We start from the raw sequence: 19,176 nt of genomic DNA on the forward strand, positions 1-19,176 counted from the left end.
GTCTCGATCGCCTTGCGGTCGACCAGCAGGTTCATCGCCTGGCAGACCTTCGGGTCGGAGAAGGCGGGGTGCTTGGTGGTGATCGAGGCGCGCTCGCCGTCGACCTCGACGTTCGGGTCGGTGGCGTTGAGGAGCAGGAACTCGAGATTGCCGCCGTAGACCACGTCGACCCGGCCCTTGCCGCCGGTCTCCAGGCGCTTGAGCACCTCGTCCTCGACTTGGAGGTTCCAGGCGTAGTCGTACTCGCCGGTCTGGAGCACGGCGCGGGCGGCCGAGACCGCGTCGCCGCCGCCCTTCATCTCGACGGTGTCGAAGTAGGGCCGGTTCGGCAGGTGGTAGTCCGGATTGCGCTCCCCGCGGACGATGTCGCCGGGGCGGAACTCCACGAACCGGTACGGGCCGGTGCCCACGGGGGCGAGGTTCTGGGGGGCGTCCCGGGACTTGGCGCCGCTGTAGGGGCCGAACAGGTGCTTCGGCAGCACCATCCCGACGATGCCCACGAAGGCGTCGCACCAGTAGGGCGTCGGCTTGTCGAACAGCACCCGGACGCTGAGGTCGTCGATCTTCTCGACCTTGCAATCCTTGTAGGAGCCGATCGTCACCGCCGCGGTGGCGGGGTCGCGGGCGTAGTCCCAGGTGAAGACGAGGTCGTCGGCGGTGAGGGGCTTGCCGTCGTGCCACTTTACCCCGGGCTTGAGGGTCCAGACCACCGAGCGGCCGTCCGCGGCGAGCGCCCCGTTCTCCCGGGACGGGATCGCGGCGGCGAGCACGGGCGTCAGGTTGCCGTCCGGGTCCCAGGCGGCGAGCGGCTCGTAGAAGATCCGCGAGCCTTCCTGGTCCTTGGTGCCGACCGCGAAATGCGGGTTGATCAGGGTCGGCGCCTGCCACCAGAGGAGCTTGAGCGCGCCGCCGCCGCCGGCCTTGGTCGGCTTGTAGCCGGCCCGGATGTCGGCCGCCATGGCCACGCCGTTCCCGGCCAGCATCAGCCCGGCCATGGGCGCGGTGAGGCCCAGGGCCACCATCCGCTGCACGAAGGCGCGCCGCGACAGGCGGCCGTCCTTCACCCGCCCGATGAGGCCGCGCAGATCCCGCTCGTCCATGAGTTCATCCTCGAGCCTCGCCGCGCCGCCTGCAGTGTAATCATTGCGTCAGTTCGTGCCCAGTGTAGTCGATCCTGCCGTCTGGTCCCTTCGTCCACGCGTACATGATGTAGTCGGGCCGGGTGATGTCACCCTTCCTGTCGTAGGCGATCTCGCCGATCACCGTCTGTGTCGGCTTGCCCTGGTGCAGCCAGTCGGCGAGCGTCTTGCCGTCGCTGGAGCCGGTCTCGGCCATCGCCTTAGCCAGGACCTGCACGGCCGCGTACGAGTAGAGCGTGTAGGCCTCGGGATCGATGTTCTTGGCCTTGAACGCGGCGACCGCGTCCTTGGCGTTCGGGTTCTTGCGGGAGTCCGGCGAGAAGGTCATCAGCGTGCCCGCCGCACCCGGCCCAGCGATCTGGACGAACTCCTTGTCGGTGATGCCGTCACCGCTCATCATCGGCGCCTTGAGGCCCTGGTCGCGCATCTGCCGGATGATCAGCCCGGCCTCGGTGTGCAGGCCGCCAAAGTAGACGGCGTCGATGTCGGCCGACTTCAGCTTGGAGACCAGCGCCGAGTAGTCCTTCTCGCCTGGGTTGATGACCTCGTACATCGCGGCCTTGCCGCCCTTGGCCTTGAGCGCCTTCAGGGTCTCGGCGGCCAGGGCCTTGCCGTAGGGGGTCTTGTCGTGGACGAAGGCGATCTTCTTGCCCTTGAAGTGCGCGGCCAGGTAGGTGCCCGCCACCGCGCCCTGCTGGTCGTCGCGGCCGCAGGTGCGGAACGTGTTCCACAGGCCGCGCTCGGTGAACTTCACGTTGGTGGAGGCGGGCGTGACCTGGATGATGCCGGCGTCGAGGTAGACGTCGGAGGCCGGGATCGAGACGCCGGAATTGAAATGGCCGACGACCATCTTGACGCCGTCGCTGGCGAACTTGTTGGCCACCGACACGCCCTGCTTGGGATCGCCGGCATCGTCGCCGATGACGGCCAGGAGCTTCTGGCCATTAATTCCGCCGGCCTTGTTGATGTCGTCGACCGCCTGACTGGCGCCGTTCTTGATTTGGGCACCGAAAGCCGCGTTAGGCCCGGTAATCGCACCGACGATGCCGATCTTAACCTGTGCCTGCACTGGGCCGGCCATCAGGAGGCCGAGGATACCAGCGAGTATAGAAGAACGCATGTCTATCCCCCGGGTATCGCCCTCAGGCGTCATCCGCGCCTTCCTGCAAGATCGCGGCCGACGGGGACAACGCTCAAATTTTCGGAAGCCCGGGCCTTCGCCGTCCCGCGCATGACACCGTCACCTGGTCACTCATCCCGGGGGTGATGCGTCCTCGCACGCATACGGCCGCCATTGCGCACGCGCTCCTGTCCGACGGTCTTCGCGAGGCGCCACCGGCTGCACCGCCCGCTCCTGCGTTCGGCGCTCCGAGGGCCGTGGCCAGGAACCCCGACGGACTGACCTGCTGACACCATCACGCACAACTCGGCCGCCGGCGGCATTGCTGGCCGGAGGTGTGCCGCGCCCGCTCAGCGCGATGTCTGGCGCGCAACGACCAGGATTCGGCATCAGGCTGCCGCAGCTCTCGGGATGATCGGCGGTGTTCGACGCGCGCCCACCCAGTCTCGCCGCATGGGCCTCAGGACCAACAAGGCCAGGCCGGCTGTCAGCAAATCGAAGCCGATCGCGATGCTGAACACCGGCACCCAACTGCCGGCGGCATCGTGGATCAGAGCTGCGATCGGGCCGCCAAGCAGAGAGCCCACGCCCTGCGCCATGTACAGAAAGCCGTAGTTCGTCGTGGCATACTTGGCGCCGAAGGTGTCGGTGAGGAGCGACGGGAACAAGGAGAAGATCTCGCCCCAAGCGAAGAACACCACCCCGGACAGCAGGGCGAAGGCGTAGGCGTTCTGTCGGTAATAGAGCAACAGGCAGATCGCCAGCGCCTCGCCGGCGAAGGCCAGGGTCATCGTCAGTTCGCGACCAATATGGTCGGAGATCCAGCCGAAAAAGGGCCGCGTCAGGCCGTTGGTCACCCGGTCGAAGGTCAGCGCGAATGGTAGCGCCGCGAAGCCGAGCACCAGCGCGTCCGCGACGCCGAACGCCCGCGCAAAGGCGGCGAAGTTGGCGGTGACCATGAGGCCGCCGGTCGACATCATCGTCATCATGACGAACATCATCCAGAACAGGGGCGTGCGCAGCATCGCGCCGGGCGCGGTATCGGCCGCTGCAGTCGTCACGCGGGCGGCCTCGAAGGCGGGGATCTCGTCGGCGCGCGGCGCCCGCAGGCCCAACGCGGCCAAAATGCCGACGCCACCGAGGATGAGACCGAAGTCGAACAGGGTCGTCCGGAAGCCAGCGGTCTCCATCATGTCGGCGATGGGGAACGTGGTGATCATCGCGCCCATGCCGTAGCCCGCCGCGACGAGGCCGGCGGCGAAGCCTCGCCGATCCGGGAACCAGCGCACCATCAACCCGACGATCCCTACATAGACGATGCCAGTCCCCAAGCCACAGAGCAGGCCGTAGGTGGCGTAGAGGCCGACCAGCGACTGCGCGTAAGACGCCGCAACCCAACCGAGGCCGGACAGAGCAGCGCCCAGCGCGATCATCAGCTTGGGGCTGAAGCGGTCGATCAGGTAGCCTTGCACCGGTGAGAAGAAGGTCTGCAGGACGATCACCAGCGTGAACGTGACCTGCACGGCGGCGAGCGAGGCGTTCGTCAACTCCTGAAACGGCTTGGCGAACAGTGTCCAGACGTACTGTGGGCTCGAGATCGTCATCATGACGATCAGCCCAAGGCCGAGCTGCAACCAGCGGCGCCGACTAAGCGTGTCCATAATCCACTCCCTGTGAAGGAGTGCCCGCAAGATCCGTGCATCTCTTGGCCGCCATGTTGTCACCCGGGGCCGTCCCGGGCTTGGAGACGCTCCCGCTCCGGCCATTGTTAAGCGCTGAACAGAAATGGACCATCAGGGCGCAGGCTCGGTCCTGAGCGGCACGCACCCTGGAGCGGGTCGCTGCGCCCTGGATCATCGCCGCGGAAGGGGCGCACAGCCTCGTGCGTACCACCCTGGATCTACCCTTCGAGGGGCATACCCGCACCGAGGACTACGCACTCGGCGACCTCAAGATCGACGGTGCGCTGGCCGACACGGACTTTCACATCTTCTCGTCCGAGCATGGCTCCATGGGCCTGGTCCCGATGGGCGGCGAGCACTTTCGCCTCATCGCCTCAAACCCGTGCAGATCCTGCTCGGCCATACCAAGATCGAGAGGACGGTCAGGCACCTCGGTGTGGACGTCGAGGATGCTCTGACCCTAGCCGAAGGGACTGAGATTTGAGCGTTCGGCCCCTCGACGTCAGTGTCGAGGAGCTTCGAGACCAGCCCAGCAGCAATGCGCCCTTTGCCGTCGTACAGCCCCACTCCAACGCATCTCGGAAGCAGACGCTTCTTCAGCCGTCGACGCGTCGCAGGTTCGGGAGCCGCGTGATCGTACGCAGTCTGGTCGAGACCATGAGTGGGAAGTTGGCCATGGTCGCCTGCGGACAGCGCGTCACCGGTGGATGAGCATCAGCGATTATGGAGCGAGGCGCCGATGATCCGACGCAAAACCCGGCCTACCTGCGCGGCCGAGTAGGGCTTGTGGATTAACTCGAATCCGTGGCTGTCCTCCTGTGCCAGGACATGACTGTAACCGGAGGCCAGGATCACCGGCAGGGCCGGAATGCGCATGCGCAACGCTCTGGCGAGCTCGATCCCGCCCATACCTGGCATGACGACGTCGGAGAAGACGGCCTGAAAGCCCATACCGTCCGTCCCGAGGCGTTCGAGCGCCTCTTCCGCGTTGACGACCCACTCGGGTGCGTATCCGAGATCCTCCAAGATCTGAGTGCAGAAGCCTCCGACCTCCAGATTGTCTTCCACGAGCAGGATGCGCTGACCGAGGCCAACCGGCGAAAAAGCGGCGTCGGGGTCGGAGACAGGGGCTTCGGCGGCTTCCGACGAGACTTCGGGCAGGTAGAGGGTGAAGACTGTCCCCTGGCCGCTCTCGCTTGTCACGTCCACGTCGCCGCCGGACTGCTTGGTAAACCCGAACACTTGGGAGAGCCCGAGACCCGTGCCGCGCCCGACGTCCTTGGTCGTGAAGAACGGTTCGAAGATGCGCCCGAGCACCTCCGCGGGGATGCCCGAGCCGGTGTCGGTGAGCGAGACCGCCACGAACGGCCCCCGTGAGCCGGCATGCCCCCGGATCATCGGCATGGCCCGCCCGGCCGCCACCCGCATCGTCAGCGTACCGCTGCCGTCCATGGCGTCGCGGGCGTTGACGGCGATGTTCACCAGGGCCGTCTCGAACTGGTTGAGGTCGGCCCGTACCAGGGCGGGTCTGTCCGACATCTCGACCCGGACTTGGATGCGCGCCCCTGTGATGGTGTCGAGCATCTCGGCCACACCGCGCAGGCGTTCGCCGACCTCGAACACCTCGGGCTTCAGGGACTGGCGCCGTGCGAAGGCCAGGAGCTGTCCGGTGAGCTTGGCGGCGCGGTCGACGGTGTCGGAGACGGCGTCCATGTACCGCTTGCGCCGGTCTTCCGGCAGATCCGGGCGACGGAGGAAGTCGACGGACGAGCGGATGATGGTCAGCAGGTTGTTGAAGTCGTGCGCGACGCCGCCGGTCAATTGCCCGACCGCTTCGAGCTTCTGGGATTGCCGCAGGTCCTGCTCCATCCGCTCGCGCTCGACCGCCTCGGCCAGGAGCCGGGCGTTCGCCTCCGCAAGCTCGGCAGTGCGGGCAGCCACTTGGCTTTCCAGGAGAACGCCCGCCTCGCGCAGGAGCACGGCTTGCGCCTCCAACTCGGCGTGGAGCGCGACCACGCCCCGGTTCGTCTCGGAGAGTTCCTGGTTCAGGCGCTGGGTTTCCTCCTCGCGCTCGGCCAGCGCGGCGAGGCTGCGCAGAAGCTCCCGGTTCTGCTCGCGCAAGGCGACCAGCGGTTCCTCAGTCCTGGCCCGGGCGACATCCTCGGCCAGGGTCGCGAGCGTCGGTCCCGTGAAACTTTCAGCCCCGGATGGAAGCCGCTTCCCGAACGTCACGACAGTGCCGTTGCCGGCCACCGTGTCGACCTCGAAGCGGTCCATCAGCCGCCGTGAGCCGGTGATGCCGATGCCGAGGCCCGTCGTCGAGCGGAAGCGACCTTCGAGGATGGCGTCGAGTTCGGCGATGCCCGGTCCCTTGTCGCTCACCCTGATGACCAGGAACTGCTCGCCGCGGTCCCGGTCGAGCTGATCGAGGCCGTACTCGATGCGGCCGCCGCCGGCGTAGCCGTAGGCGTTGCGCGCGATCTCGGACACCGCCGTGGCGATGCGGGTCTGGTCCTGGATCTCGAAGCCCAGGCGCTCGGCCAGGCGGCGCACGCGCTGGCGCACCGTCGCGATGTCGTCCTCGTGCTGGATGGCACTGGTGAGGAGCGGCCACCTCATCGCGCCCCCTCCCGCACGACGAGCACGGTGGCATCGTCCCTCACCCTCGCGAAGTCGCGATAGATCACCCCAGCCACGAGCGTCGGATGGGCGGCCGCGAGGCCGGGGTGGGCGTCCAGCGACCAAGCCGTGGCGATCCCGTCCGAGCACAGCACGAACAGGTCGTCCGGGCGCATGGGGTACTCGAACTCCTGGATGCGCCGGGCTGCGTGCCCCGCGGTCCCGGCGAGGCTGACCGTTCGCTTGGTCACGGTGCCGGAGACGACCGCACCCAGCACGTTGCCGATGCCCGCAAACGCGAGGGTGCCCCGGTTCCGCTCATAGCGCGCTACGGAGATCGCACCGCCTCGCGTGTGCGACAGGCCCGCATGGATGGCGGACAGGATCGCGGCGGGCGGCTTGTCCTGGTGTCTCCGGAACAGCTTCAGCGCCTCCTCGGAAGCCTTGGCGGCCTCAGGCCCGTGACCGAGACCGTCCGACACCACGGCGGTCCAGCCGTCGGCGCGCTCGCGCACGGCATAGGCGTCGCCGTTGGCGGTCTCACCTTTCAAGGGGACCGCCACCGCCCCGTAGCCCGGCACGGCGTCCGAAACGGTCTTCCTATCGATTGACACGCGCGCCAGCACCGCCGTGCCCAGCCCGGGCCGGGACACGATGTCGAAGGCGTCGGAGATGCGGCGCACCGCGCCAAGGCCCTCGCCCGCGCTGCCCCCCGTGGAGTGACCGTCCGTCAGGGCCAGGCCGAGATTTGAGAATCCTTCGCCCTTGTCGAGCACGAGGACCTCGACGCCCGAGCCCGTCCCGTCCTCGTAGGTGCCGACCAAGACCTCGCCCGGCACGCCGTACTTGACCACGTTGGTGGCGAGTTCGGTCACCACGAGCGCGATGCGGCCGGCCGCGGTCTCGTCGAAGCCGATGGACTGAGCGACGGCCACCGCGCGTCGTCGGGCCTCGGCTACTTGGCTCGCTTCCGTGACGGTGACCCGGTCCATGTCATTTCCACCGGGTGATCATGACGCGCGTGCCGACGCCGGGCGTCGATTCGATATGAAACTCGTTCGACAGGCGCTTGGCCCCGCCCAGGCCGAGGCCGAGGCCCTTGCCGGACGTGTAGTGGTCGGTCATCGCCTGCTCGATATCGGAAATGCCTGGACCCTGGTCCTCGAAGGTCAGGCGCAGGCCCTTGCGCGTCCCGGCCTGGACGATCTCCGGGCGGACCTCGCCGCCCCCGCCGTAATCGAGGGTGTTGCGCGCGAGCTCGCTCGCGGCGGTGATGATCTTCGTCTGATCGACGAGCCCGAGGCCGATGTCGATGGCGAGGGCACGCACGCGCTGCCTCACGCGGACGACGTCGTCACCGGACCGGATGGGGACGGTCTCAGTCTTCGAGACCGTCACGGTCGCTCCCATCCCTCGCGCCGTCCTCGGGCAAGCGCGCCTTCAACAAGGCCATGCCGCGCTCGACGTTGAGGGCCGTCCTGATGCCGGTGAGCTCCAAGCCGAGCTCGACTAACGTGATGGCGACCGCCGGCCGCATGCCGGCCAGGACGGTTTCCGCGTCGAGGACGCGCGAGACGGCCGCGATGCTCACCAACATGCGCCCGATGAAGGAATCGACGATTTCCAGCGCCGAGATCTCGATGAGCACGCCGCGCGCGCCGGTGCGCGCGATCATCGCCGTCAGGTCCTCCTCAAGGGCCAGCGCGAGGCGGTCGTGCATGTCGACCTGGATGGTGACGATCAGCGTGCTGCCGAGCTTGAGGATCGGGATGCGGTCCATGGCCTCAGCGGCGCTCCTCAGCCGCCTGCTGGCGCACAACCTTGCGGCCGGTCCGCCTGAGGGCGAGTGCGAAGGCGTCAGCCAGCGTCGCTTTCGAGATGACGTTCAGCTCCACGCCGAGATGGACCATGGTCTGCGCGATCTGCGGCCGGATGCCGGAAACGATGCAGTCGGCGCCCATCAGGCGGGCGGCCGCCACAGTCTTGAGCAGGTGCTGCGCCACCAAGGTGTCGACGGTCGGTACGCCGGTGATGTCGATGATGGCGATCTCGGCCTCTTCGTCGACGATGGCCTGCAGCAGGTTCTCCATAACGACGCCGGTGCGGGCACTGTCGAGGGTGCCGATAAGCGGCAGCGCCAGGATGCCGTCCCAGAGCCGAACCACCGGCGTAGAGAGTTCGGCGATCTCCTGCCCCTGGCGCCCAATGACCTCCTCGCGGCTGGCCAGGAACACCTCCATCGTTAGCAGCCCGAGCCTGTCGAGCACCTTCCCCGCCGCCCATACGCCTGCGGCCAGGGCCGACGCGTCCGCGGCCGACCTGCGCCGTAGCGCCTCGAAAATCGGCTCTTTGAGCGAGAAGACGAAGTTGGCGGTGTCGGTCGGCGTGAACCCCTGGATCGCCCGCGAGCGCGAGATATCGGCGAGGTTCTCGCGCAGCGGAGTGTAGCTTTCCGCGTCCGCGTCGACCCCACCGGACGAAAGTCCGTCCCGAAGCTGGCCGAACACGGCCTTGGCCTGGGTCTGGAGCTCGGCCTCCCGGATCCGACCGCTCTGCAGGGAGGTCCCTTCCCGAAGAGATATGGACCAGGCTTCGAGGATGGCGGCCTCGTCTTCCGTGAGCGTCCTTTTCAGGACCTCGGCGCCGTCCATTGGCATCAGGTTTTTCCCCTCGGTACGATGCAGCCTCTATCCCGATACTTAGCCTCTCGATAGGCACCATCGCTACGAAGAAGCTGGCCGCAGCAACTTATCTCTCGACTTCGGCTTTCGTTTGTTGTCTCGTCGATTTTCGCATTACGGGTCGCGGCATTGCCGCCGCGGACGCCCCACATTCCCCAGGCGCGGGCCCCAGGCCAAGATAACTTATACAAAGGTGGCGGCCTGACTTGTCATCCCCGTTTCTTTCTAAGCGGCGGCAGCGACGGCGACAGGACAGCGCCAGCATATGAGAAGTCGCCTTCCTGGGCCGACAGGGGCTATCCAAGCCGACGCTGTTGCTTGTAGGGCAGCGCCTCTGCTTTCCCGTCCGGCCCGCTCCGCAACGGACCAGAGGCTGACAGCCAACTTCAGGCGATCAACCCGCTCGATCAGGCTACCCATGAGCGGACGGTCTCAGAAGTTGCTCTAAAGCGCGAAAACTTCCCGCATCGGGCATGAAACGCGAGGTTTGAAAGACTATGTCCTTAACTGCTTCGGGTGCCTCTCGTCAGGCAGTGCTTTGCGGACATGATGCCGAACGATTTCGGCGCTGAACGGTTTGCCGATGAACGTTGCTCCCTCCGGCAGGTCGCCGGGCTCAGGCTGGGCTTGGCCCGAGGCGACCACAACCGCGATGTGCGGCCAGCGCTCGTTCGTCTTCCTTGCCAAGTCGAAGCCGTCGGCGACCCCTGGCATGTGCACGTCAGTGAAGAGGAGTTGAACCGCGTCGTGATGCTGATCCAATATTTGCAGAGCCTGGACGACGTTCATCGCCTCGAGCACCCGGAACCCTGCATCCTCGAGGATACTGGTCGCCTCCATCAGGATTAGGGCGTCGTCGTCGACGACGAGGGCGTGGGGCGCATCGCCCTCGGAATCATAGGTCACATAACCAAAGCCCGCTCGCGACCGGAAGGTTGCCTCCCGATGGAACCGTGATCTTGGCAGATCGTCCGATGTCCAGGGCCAGCCAGTACGTGGCCGGATCCATGCTAGGCGGCGTCGGGGCAGCTTACGTGCCCTGCGCAGCCGGGCCTGATCGAAGGGACGGATCTGTGGTCGACCTCTGTATCCGCCACCAGACGACGTACCGCTATCGCCAGCCAGTCAATCTCGGACCGCACCGGCTGAAGATGAGGCCGCGGGAGAGCCGCGACCTGCGCCTGCTGTCGAATACCATTACTCTGTCGCCTGATGCCAGCGTCACCTGGGCCTGCGACGTCGCCGGCAACGCCGTGGCGACGGCCACGTTCGGGGCCTTGACCGATCGCCTCGTCGTGGAGCGTGTATCGCGGGTCGAACTCTCGGCCGAGGCTTATCCCACCTTCGCCATCGCCGCCGGCGCCATCGCGTTCCCGTTCCAGTACACCGATGACGAGCGGACGGACCTCGGCGCCCTGACGATCCCACAATATCCGGAGGGGGAGCCGAGCCTGCGGGCCTGGGCTTAGGGGTTCGTGGCGTCCTGCCCGACCGATACCCTGTCGCTCCTCAAGGATCTGAACGCCGGGGTCGGTGGCACCGTCGCCTACCAAGGTCGGGAAGACAACTCGCGCTTCTTCCGAGACAGCTCCGTGATGGAGATGTACGAGCGCCGCCTCCGCAAGGTCGGCGTGCGGCTGATCTCGATCACCCCGGAATTCGGCGATGAGCCCGGTCAGGTGATGACACGGCGGCTGTACGGCCTCTTCGACGAGTACCAGTCGCACGAGAACGCCAAGCACGTGCTGCGCGCCATGAAGGAGAACGTGCGGCAGTGCCGGCAGTGCCAATGGCGCCGATAGCACCGATTTCGACGCAAACGGCGCCAACGGCACAGGGGGGTTAAGATAAACTCGGACCGGGTCTCCGAGGACCGGCTCGTTGCCATCTACGACGCCTTCGCGGCCCAGGACACGTCCGCCCCGGCGCTGTTCGCACAGATCATGGATGAGATCGGCGTGGACGAGATCGTGCGCCTCGGTGCCATCGCTCGCGAGAAGCTCAACAGAGCCTATGTCGAGATGGGGCCGGCGGAACCGATCCTGTTCCACAAGCGTCACGGTCTCGCCGTATTGGTTGGCGCGCGGATGAAGCCGAAGCGCCGGGGCAAGCGCGCCGAGCCGACGCCGTCCACCGAGGATACCCGCCGCCGGCTGGCCGATCACTACCGCGGCCTGCGGCACGCCTCCGGTTCGCCAGAAGAGACGGCAATCTTGAAGTGCAGCGTGCTGGTACTCTGGGCGGAGTCCGGCGTCCCGGATGAATTCATCGACGAGCTGCAGACCGCCTCGGCCCCCTGAGGCACTACGTTGATCCCCACAAAATCGGGTCGGCCCTATTTCGACTGGCTGTCGCTGTTACGCTGTTTGCAGCGCCATCCCGCCAGACAGTTCGCATCGTCGGACGTGGGCTCGAACGCCGGAGCGCCCGTCTCGTCGGACGCGCAAGCCATCACATCTCGGTGCACCATCTCATAAGCGTTCGCGCTCGTGGACAGGACGACGTTCTGCTCGCGCGCGACAATCTCCTTGACGGCCGAGCACGTCAGGGCCCGCGTGTAAGGACGCTGCTGCGCCATAGCCGGCGCGCCGCTCGCCAGCATCGTTATGATGCTCAGCCCAGCCCCGATGCGTCCCATGACGATAGCCTCCCGGAATGCGAGCTTCGGCCCCAGCCGAGGTCATATCATGGCATTGAGGCTAAGACGCTCTGCGCCATCAGGACGGCGGTCACGGCCATTCCGAGAGCTGCGGGCGTGGCGATGGCGAGGCGTTTGGACAAGGTGATCATGGCGCACTCCATGTGCGCCGAATGTGGCCAGATCATCGAAGCGCCGCCGTGCGGAACCTCACTCCATCTGCTGACGGTCTTCGTGATCGTCTCCAACTTGCTGGTCCATCGCTGATCTCCCTCCCTGACAGGGCAACTGATCGCAGCCGGGTTGGGCTGCGTCCGTCCACAGGAGAACGTCGTGGTTACCGAAACCTTAAGCGTCAGGATTCGTGATGAACCTCGGCGCCCACTCGGTGGCGGCGGGTGCCCCGATCCGAGATCTGTCACCCGTCTTGCTCACGGAGCAGGAGCGCGCGGCCGCCTCGCCGACCGGGCGATGGCCGATGGGCTGCGAGTGGTTCACGTTCAAGCTCGACAGCCCGGGGTTGCACGCTTGAGCCTGCGCCTGCCGAGCGGGTCGGCCGTCTGGAACAGCGACGGGCCACATTGAAGGCTTGATGCCTATGTCACGCCACCGTGCCTCTATGAGCACCTGCTGCGCGACGCGGTCCAGCACTTCAGCGACTACCCCAACAGCGAAGCCAACACCCTGAGCGATGGTCTTGCCCGCCTGCTAGGCTACAGCGGCCTCACCGAGGCGGATGCCATCACTGCTGCGGACCCCGAGGTTAACCTCGCGGCAGACCGGGTCGTGGTGCAGGACCGGGGCGCGGGCATTGTCGAGCAACACCTCGCGCGGCACGCCGCCGAACGCCTGGAAGGCGCTCTCCAATCCGGCGAACCAGTCCACCTGTCGCTCGTGGCCGAAGGCGCGCACGTGCAGGCGGCGCGAGTAGCCGAGCGTCGCCACGAACAGCGACACCCGGGTCGGCATGCCGCCGATCCCGATCCGCCGCTCGCCGAAGTCGATCTGCATCTGCTCGCCTGGCCGCGTCTCGAACCGCACGCTCGCCCGCGCGGCGATCATCAAATCCCGCCGCAACGGCGCCACAGCCCGCTCCACGGTGCGCAGGCTGACGTGGATGTTCTTCTCGTTGGCGAGATCCTGACGCACGACGTCGGCGGTGCCCGCATGCTGCCGGAACCGTTCGGCCAACCAGTCCGTCAAGCCGTCGAGCCGCTTCGACCGTGAGGGCGGTTTAGAGGGGCGCCAATCGCTCTGACGGAGCCAGTGCTTGACCGTATTCTTCGAACAGCCGAGCTCGGTCGCGATCCGCTGGGCGCCCCAGCCCAGCGCCTTCAGCCGCACCATCGCCGACACGTCGTCCGGCGTCTTCATCTCGGTCCTCCGCGGATCGTCCGTCCGCTGAAGAGCCTGATCCTCGCTCCTGATCATCTCGACCTCCTCGCTCATCGGGGGTCAGGTCCTCATGGCGTCAGGGGGTCAGTTTGCCGTGTCGCCTGACATCTTTGGTCCGAACTCGGAAAAGCGCCCGAGTGACCGGCCGCGCCCCCCGCCGCGCGGAATGGGGTCGCGGTCTCACCGACGGTATTGATCGCGCCGTATCTCAGGCACTGGATGTGGCCGAGACAGCCCACGCTGCAGCGCCGGAGATATGTTGATGCTGTCTGCTATCGGCCGTCCGGATCTATCGCTTTGTCCAGGTCACGCAGCGCATTTTCCTGAGCATCGAGCATGAGCTTGAACCTCGCTACGATGTCGACCAGGGCCTCAACGACGCTTGGCTCAACACCCTCGGTGTCCAGCAGCAGAGTGCTCAACAGCTTTTCGAAGCCTTGAGCCTCCGCCCGCGCCGTGTCGATGGCTATCCGGATGAGGGCCGGGCTCGCTTGGGTGAGTGCCCCATCACCGTCGAAACGACTCAACAGCCGCTGCAGGGCTTCCATATTCGTATTGATCGAATAGAGGTTGTTTTTCTGCCCAGCATTATCTCTTTCTGATTGCATTAGTCATCGCTGTGGCTGTTTCTGATCTTTCTCATAGGGCTCAAACTGCCAGTGAGCGCCATGCCAGAAATTGAGTTCTGCCTCGATGGTCGTCAGACGTGACCGTGCCGATACACCAGTAGCGTGCCGCTGCGTACTGGTATGCAGACCAGGCAGACATCTCGCGATCCTGCGGGCCGACGTCGAGCGGTTAACCTCTGCCCGCACTCGCGATGGCAGCGGAGGTCAGCGACCGGCTGTGAAGTATGGACGATATCGCCGCGTTGGTGGATGCTAATGGGCCCGCGTCGGGAAAGCGCGGGGCATACAAGTCCAGGGATCACCTCGAAGATTTGAGCATGACATTCTACATCTTTTTATCTTTTCCGATCATCTTACTCGCGGGGGCGTGGGCGGTCTTAAAAAAAATATTTGGTCAAAAAAACTCGCTGCCTTTTGTGTTTGTCACGTCGATTGTCCTAGCAGTAAATCTATATATCGGTTTTCAGGTTGCGGCTGAATATGCAGCAAGAGGTGGTTGGACTGCGGCAACACTGACACCATTTTTCTACTGGATGAATGGCTGCCTTATAGTGACGGTCTTGTTTTGTCTGTGGCTCTCAGGTCTCTACGGCGTCATGTACTACAGGCGTCGTCACAAGGGCAGCGATCGACCGCCAAATTCACATTGAGACCCTACCGATCAATGGCATTGGAGACCGCGTGGCACGGGATCGGGAGACCGGCCGCATGACGACCGCCCCCACCTCCCGCGGGCCCATTGCCGCCGAGATCCTGGCCCTGCTCGTCAGCATCGAGCGCCACGGGCCGTACGCCCCTGCTGTCGCCGCCTTCAAGAGCGCCCTGCGCCGCAAGGGTATCGAGGCTGATGCCGCCGGTGCCCCCAATTGTCGATGACCTGCTGCATGCTGTAGCCGACGCAGACCCCAAGCGGGCGAGTGCCTGAACCGTGTTCCTGCGGGCGATCTGGGCTGATCTGTTGCCGAGACCGAACGGAAAGGCTCGCCCATGACGCCCCGAGAGCAAGCCGCTTTCACCGCCGGCATCGAGATCGCTCGACAGATGGCGCCCATCGCGGACGCGCCTCTGGAGCTGCGAGATAACGCCAACGATGGACCGCCTTGCCGTTTCCCGCTCCGTTGGGAGACGAGATCAATCGCAGCGTGTATGGTCACGCTGAAATTCTTGCTGTGAGCTTGATATGCAGCAAACACGCGAAGCAATGCAGGTCGAAATAATGACTCTGCGACGCGATCTCGACGAGGTGAGGCGTCAGCAAGCAGCAACTGCTGGCGTACTAAAAGTCATAAGCGGTTCAATATTTGATCTGAAAATCGTACTGGACACTCTCATTAGGTCTGCCGTCACCCTTTGTGGGGCGGATTGCGCCAGCATTTTCCAGCGAGAAGGCGATTTTTATCGCTGTGTTTCGAGTTATGGTTTCTCCGATGAGTACATCGCTTATGGCGACGCGCATCCTTTAAGGGCAGGCGGAAACAGCGTCGCTGGACGGGTAACTCTCGAAAGGCGCCCCGTACAGGTCCTAGATGTTCGGGCCAATAACCCAAGCTACGAAGCTAAGGAATATCAACGTCTTGGCGGGCATCGGACAGTCTTCGGCGTGCCGCTGCTTAGGAACGGCGAGCCGATAGGTGCTCTGAACTTAGGTCGCTTCACGGTGGGCGCTTTTACTGAGCGGCAGATTGAGCTGGTGCAAACCTTCGCCGATCAAGCTGTCATTGCGATCGAGAATGCGCGTCTCTTTAGAGAACTTGAAGCGCGCACGCGTGAGCTGACTGAGGCACTGCAATTGCAGACCGCGACGGCCGAAGTCTTGAGAGTGATCAGCCGCTCCGCATTCGATCTTCAGGCCGTCCTCGATACGTTGGTCCAGTCGGCCGCCCGGCTATGTGGTGCGGACCAGAGCTGCATCTTCGAACGCGACGGCGAGGTCTACCGATGGCTGTCCGGGTTCGGCTTCCCCGATGAGGTCGTGACCTACGCGAAGGCGCATCCTTTCACGCCTGGTCTCCACAGCGCGACGTCGCGGGTCGCTCGCAGCGGGGAGGTCGTCCAGATCCCCGACGTGCTCGCCGACCCAGAGTACACCGCCACCGAGCATCAACGTTTGGGGCAATACCGAACGATGGTGGGTGTCCCGCTCCTGCGCGAGGGTGCACCCATCGGCGTGTTCACCTTGGGCCGCACGAGAGTGGAGCCCTTCACCGCGCGGCACATCGATCTCGTTCGCGGGTTTTCCGATCAAGCGGTCATCGCGATCGAGAACGTGCGCCTCTTCGAGCAGCTTCAGACCCGAACCCGTGAACTTGCTCACTCTCTGCATGGGCTGAGGTCCGCTCAAGACCGCCTGATCCACACGGAGAAGCTCGCTTCCCTTGGCCAGCTCACGGCTGGCATCGCGCATGAGATCAAGAACCCGCTCAACTTCGTGAACAACTTCGCCGCGCTGTCGAGCGAACTCGTCGACGAACTGCAAGAGGCGCTTCAGACCGGGTCGCTCGACGGCCGGATCCGGGCCGAGATCGATGAACTCGCCGACCTGCTGAAAGGCAATCTCGCCAAGGTGGTCCAGCACGGCAAGCGGGCCGACTCGATCGTCAAGAACATGCTCTTGCACTCGCGCACCGGCTCGGGCGAACGTCGACCCGTCGATGTCAACAATCTCGTCGAGGAGAGCCTGAATCTCGCCTATCACGGTGCTCGTGCGCAGGAGCCAAGCTTCAACGTCACGCTGTCCCGCGACTTCGATCCCGCGGCAGGCACCGCTGACCTCTATCCGCAAGAGGTAACTCGCGTGCTTCTGAACTTGGTCACGAACGGGTTCTACGCCGTCGCCAAGAGAGTTGACGGTGCGGGAGCAAGATATCAGCCGACGCTCACCGTTACGACGCGTGACCTTGGCAAGCGCGTTGAAATTCGAGTGCGAGACAACGGCATCGGCGTCCCGGAGGGGGTCCGGGCGAAGATGTTCGATCCCTTCTACACCACGAAGCCGGCCGGCGAGGGGACCGGCCTCGGCTTGTCACTGAGCCACGACATCGTCGTGAAGCAGCATGGCGGCACAATCGATGTCGCCACTGAGGCTGGTCAGTTCACCGAGTTCACAATCGTGCTGCCTCGCGGCGGTGCCGAGGCGGATCAACCGGAGAGCGCCCCATGAGTGTCCTCATCCTCGTTGTAGACGATGAACCCGACGTCACCGATTTATTCCGGCAGCAGTTCCGGCGCGAGCTGCGTGCCGGCCGCTTCGCTATGGCGTTTGCGCATTCCGCCGCCGAGGCTTTGGAGCACGTCACGGCCGCAGACGGACCGAGCCTGATCCTGGTGTTCTCGGACATCAATATGCCGGGCATGAGCGGGCTTGAGCTACTACCGCTGGTACGCCGCGCGCGCCCTGACGTACCGGTCATCCTGATTACCGCCTACGGCGATCCGCAAACGCGCGAGAAGGCGCTAGCTAGCGGCGCCGCTGGGCTCCTGGACAAGCCAATCGACTTCGGCGCGCTGCGCTCCGAGATCGACGTACGCCTCGCTGCAGCCACTCGCTGAGGATTGATGTTAGCGTTTGGGCGCACCGGCGAGGCCGCAGCATCGCCCGATGCAGCGCCTCCGTCTTCCGCGGCGCGGCGCTCTTGACCCGCACCATGTCGCGCAACTGGATGAAGACCATCCGGCGGATAGCCGTGACGCCGGAGGCGCCCGACGACGCCCGCGAGATCTGCCAGAAGGTCACGGCAGCCATCGTCGGAAACTCTGCTGTAACTGGTATCGCCGTTCAGAAGGCGGCAAGACATGGTCCTACGCATCGCAATGGCGTAGCCTCGGTTTAAAGAAGACTGCGCACCGTCACCCCATGATGCATCTCGATAGACGATCTTTCGTCGCCGCCGCGGGGTCTTTGTTTGCACCGCGCCTTGCGCAGGCGGCCAAGATGCAGAAACTCGCCATCCTCATGGGTGTCGACGCAAGCGACAATGATGCTCAGAACAGGGTTAGCATCCTGCGGAATGAGCTGTCGCGTCTGGGCTGGACCGAGGGGAATAATCTTGAAAGCCGCCTCGTCTGGTCTTCTGGCCGAGCCGACAATGCAGTTCGCCTAGCCCAGGAATTGGTTGCCTGGACACCCAATGTGATACTCGCACAGAATACGATCTCGGCTCAGGCCTGCTTCGACCACGCGAAGGGCATCCCCGTCGTCTTCGTGTCCGTCTTCGACGCTATCGGTTCCGGCTTTGTGAAAAGCCTAGCTGTTCCCGGCACTCACATGACCGGCTTTATCAATCACTCCTACCAACTCGCTGCAAAATGGATCGAATTCGCGCGAGCATTAAGCCCACGTTCGCATCGGATGCATCTTGTTTGGTCCCCACGAACGCTGCCCGTCGGAGAACGCTTCTATCAGAGCGCCTTCGCAGAGGCGGCTCGCGCGTTCGGTTACGAGCCGGTAGCTTGGCCATTGGAGTCGGCCGACGAACTACGATCTCTCATCGACGGCCTTCGATCCGAGACGGACAATCTTGCCGTCATGGCGGATCCGTTCACCACAGTGAACCGTCAGACCATCATCGCGCGAGTTGCGGATAATCGGATCGTCACGGTTTATCCGTGGCTCTACTTCGTTAAAGACGGCGGACTTTTAAGCTATGGGCCGGACCAAAACGATATGTTTAAGCGGTCAGCGGCATACCTCGATAGGATCCTCCGCAGCCAGCCCGTGAGTAATCTTCCGGTTCAGGCACCGGTGGCATTCGATCTCGGTCTGAACCTTACAACCGCGCGCGCAATGGGGATTGAAGTACCCCCACTGTTGCTCGCACACGCTACCCAAATTGTAGAGTAATCGCTTCCCCGATCATGTGAATAAGCTTGCTCGCAGCTACATCTCCGAGGCCATTGAGACCGCCAAGACTATGCGCTACCGGGAAGAGACTGGGACCGCCCGCATTTCGGCGATCAACATCATCCTGGATCGCGGCAGCCCGCGCCGCATGTAGGAGCCACCATGCTCGACCCCAACCGCATGCCCCATCCCGGCCGCACCTCGGCTGAGCGCCGCGCCCTCGACAGGGTCGGTTGAGGTGGGCCGTCCGCCTGCAGCCGGAATACGCTCCGCAATCTGCTGGATGACGGGCTGATCGTGGACGCCCGTACCGAGACCCGGCGCCGCGCTCGGAAGTTATCGGATCCCGGCCTATGCCATGCCGAGCCCAGTACATTTCCAGTGGTGTTCGGCCGTCGCCTTTACGGACGAGGAGATGGCCGCGTTCGAGGCT

The 19,176-nt window shown here is 64.7% G+C and carries 21 protein-coding genes and 2 pseudogenes; 11 read left to right on the forward strand and 12 right to left on the reverse strand.

What is annotated here, in order from left to right:
* The 3 genes from MKL01_RS27615 to oxlT all read right to left on the reverse strand — a co-directional run.
* The coding region (locus MKL01_RS27615) for a peptide ABC transporter substrate-binding protein (RefSeq protein WP_243908380.1) at positions 1–1,100 on the reverse strand (1,100 nt) is incomplete at its 3' end.
* Positions 1,101–1,140: 40 nt separating this feature from the next.
* Positions 1,141–2,259 (reverse strand): branched-chain amino acid ABC transporter substrate-binding protein, encoded by a 1,119-nt coding sequence (locus MKL01_RS27620; protein WP_243908381.1) that lies wholly within the window; start codon positions 2,257–2,259, stop codon positions 1,141–1,143.
* A 389-nt stretch (positions 2,260–2,648) separates the two neighbouring features.
* The gene (gene oxlT, locus MKL01_RS27625) at positions 2,649–3,920 is read right to left on the reverse strand and encodes an oxalate/formate MFS antiporter (protein ID WP_243908410.1); all 1,272 of its coding nucleotides are present in this window, start codon (positions 3,918–3,920) and stop codon (positions 2,649–2,651) included.
* A gap of 167 nt (positions 3,921–4,087) precedes the next feature.
* Here oxlT and MKL01_RS36290 point away from each other — a divergent pair.
* Positions 4,088–4,288: pseudogene (locus MKL01_RS36290) on the forward strand (FAD-dependent monooxygenase); the annotation flags it as partial.
* A gap of 367 nt (positions 4,289–4,655) precedes the next feature.
* On the opposite strand, the gene MKL01_RS27630 reads toward MKL01_RS36290, so the two are convergent.
* The 6 genes from MKL01_RS27630 to MKL01_RS27655 form a co-directional block, all read right to left on the reverse strand.
* Complete coding sequence (locus tag MKL01_RS27630; protein ID WP_243908382.1) at positions 4,656–6,560, reverse strand: ATP-binding protein; 1,905 nt, start codon at positions 6,558–6,560, stop codon at positions 4,656–4,658.
* Complete coding sequence (locus tag MKL01_RS27635) at positions 6,557–7,552, reverse strand: ATP-binding protein (protein WP_243908383.1); 996 nt, start codon at positions 7,550–7,552, stop codon at positions 6,557–6,559. The genes MKL01_RS27630 and MKL01_RS27635 overlap by 4 nt, the downstream gene beginning before the upstream one ends.
* Before the next feature lies 1 nt (position 7,553).
* Positions 7,554–7,901 (reverse strand): anti-sigma regulatory factor, encoded by a 348-nt coding sequence (locus MKL01_RS27640; RefSeq protein WP_243908384.1) that lies wholly within the window; start codon positions 7,899–7,901, stop codon positions 7,554–7,556.
* Between the two features lie 37 nt (positions 7,902–7,938).
* Complete coding sequence (locus MKL01_RS27645) at positions 7,939–8,340, reverse strand: STAS domain-containing protein (RefSeq protein WP_243908385.1); 402 nt, start codon at positions 8,338–8,340, stop codon at positions 7,939–7,941.
* Positions 8,341–8,344: 4 nt separating this feature from the next.
* Positions 8,345–9,217 (reverse strand): STAS domain-containing protein, encoded by an 873-nt coding sequence (locus MKL01_RS27650; RefSeq protein WP_243908386.1) that lies wholly within the window; start codon positions 9,215–9,217, stop codon positions 8,345–8,347.
* A gap of 519 nt (positions 9,218–9,736) precedes the next feature.
* A complete protein-coding gene (locus MKL01_RS27655) occupies positions 9,737–10,147 on the reverse strand; it encodes a response regulator (protein ID WP_313901494.1) in 411 nt (136 codons plus the stop codon).
* A 167-nt stretch (positions 10,148–10,314) separates the two neighbouring features.
* On the opposite strand from MKL01_RS27655, the gene MKL01_RS27660 reads away from it, so the two are divergent.
* From MKL01_RS27660 to MKL01_RS27670, 3 genes and pseudogenes are all read left to right on the forward strand, one after another.
* The gene (locus MKL01_RS27660; RefSeq protein WP_313901495.1) at positions 10,315–10,710 is read left to right on the forward strand and encodes a transglutaminase N-terminal domain-containing protein; all 396 of its coding nucleotides are present in this window, start codon (positions 10,315–10,317) and stop codon (positions 10,708–10,710) included.
* Between the two features lie 99 nt (positions 10,711–10,809).
* Positions 10,810–11,016 (forward strand): annotated as a pseudogene (locus MKL01_RS27665) (recombinase family protein); the annotation flags it as partial.
* A gap of 168 nt (positions 11,017–11,184) precedes the next feature.
* On the forward strand, positions 11,185–11,541 hold the full coding sequence (locus tag MKL01_RS27670) for a hypothetical protein (RefSeq protein ID WP_243908387.1): 357 nt from the start codon (positions 11,185–11,187) through the stop codon (positions 11,539–11,541).
* Between the two features lie 35 nt (positions 11,542–11,576).
* Here the strand turns inward: MKL01_RS27670 and MKL01_RS27675 are convergent, their stop codons facing one another.
* Positions 11,577–11,879 (reverse strand): hypothetical protein, encoded by a 303-nt coding sequence (locus MKL01_RS27675; protein WP_243908388.1) that lies wholly within the window; start codon positions 11,877–11,879, stop codon positions 11,577–11,579.
* 135 nt (positions 11,880–12,014) lie between these two features.
* Between MKL01_RS27675 and MKL01_RS35835 the strand changes: the two genes are divergently transcribed.
* A complete protein-coding gene (locus MKL01_RS35835; protein WP_279604931.1) occupies positions 12,015–12,146 on the forward strand; it encodes a hypothetical protein in 132 nt (43 codons plus the stop codon).
* 100 nt (positions 12,147–12,246) lie between these two features.
* On the forward strand, positions 12,247–12,411 hold the full coding sequence (locus MKL01_RS27680) for a hypothetical protein (RefSeq protein WP_243908389.1): 165 nt from the start codon (positions 12,247–12,249) through the stop codon (positions 12,409–12,411).
* 176 nt (positions 12,412–12,587) lie between these two features.
* Here the strand turns inward: MKL01_RS27680 and MKL01_RS27685 are convergent, their stop codons facing one another.
* Entirely contained in the window at positions 12,588–13,328 is a 741-nt protein-coding gene (locus MKL01_RS27685; protein WP_243908390.1) for a DDE-type integrase/transposase/recombinase, read from the reverse strand.
* Between the two features lie 218 nt (positions 13,329–13,546).
* Positions 13,547–13,882 (reverse strand): hypothetical protein, encoded by a 336-nt coding sequence (locus tag MKL01_RS27690; RefSeq protein WP_243908391.1) that lies wholly within the window; start codon positions 13,880–13,882, stop codon positions 13,547–13,549.
* 338 nt (positions 13,883–14,220) lie between these two features.
* Between MKL01_RS27690 and MKL01_RS27695 the strand changes: the two genes are divergently transcribed.
* The 5 genes from MKL01_RS27695 (at position 14,221) to MKL01_RS27715 (ending at position 18,743) form a co-directional block, all read left to right on the forward strand.
* Positions 14,221–14,553 (forward strand): hypothetical protein, encoded by a 333-nt coding sequence (locus MKL01_RS27695; protein WP_243908392.1) that lies wholly within the window; start codon positions 14,221–14,223, stop codon positions 14,551–14,553.
* A gap of 58 nt (positions 14,554–14,611) precedes the next feature.
* Positions 14,612–14,779 (forward strand): hypothetical protein, encoded by a 168-nt coding sequence (locus tag MKL01_RS27700; RefSeq protein WP_243908393.1) that lies wholly within the window; start codon positions 14,612–14,614, stop codon positions 14,777–14,779.
* A 304-nt stretch (positions 14,780–15,083) separates the two neighbouring features.
* Positions 15,084–17,063: a GAF domain-containing protein gene (locus MKL01_RS27705; RefSeq protein ID WP_243908394.1), complete on the forward strand. Its 1,980-nt coding sequence runs from the start codon at positions 15,084–15,086 to the stop codon at positions 17,061–17,063.
* Positions 17,060–17,452 carry a response regulator gene (locus MKL01_RS27710; RefSeq protein ID WP_243908395.1) on the forward strand — a complete coding sequence of 131 codons (393 nt, stop codon included), beginning with the start codon at positions 17,060–17,062 and terminating at the stop codon, positions 17,450–17,452. The genes MKL01_RS27705 and MKL01_RS27710 overlap by 4 nt, the downstream gene beginning before the upstream one ends.
* 49 nt (positions 17,453–17,501) lie before the next feature.
* Positions 17,502–18,743 (forward strand): ABC transporter substrate-binding protein, encoded by a 1,242-nt coding sequence (locus MKL01_RS27715; protein ID WP_243908396.1) that lies wholly within the window; start codon positions 17,502–17,504, stop codon positions 18,741–18,743.
* Positions 18,744–19,176 lie beyond the last annotated feature (433 nt).

The organism is Methylobacterium sp. J-070 (assembly GCF_022829385.1).
In the GTDB taxonomy this organism is placed as follows: Bacteria; Pseudomonadota; Alphaproteobacteria; order Rhizobiales; family Beijerinckiaceae; genus Methylobacterium.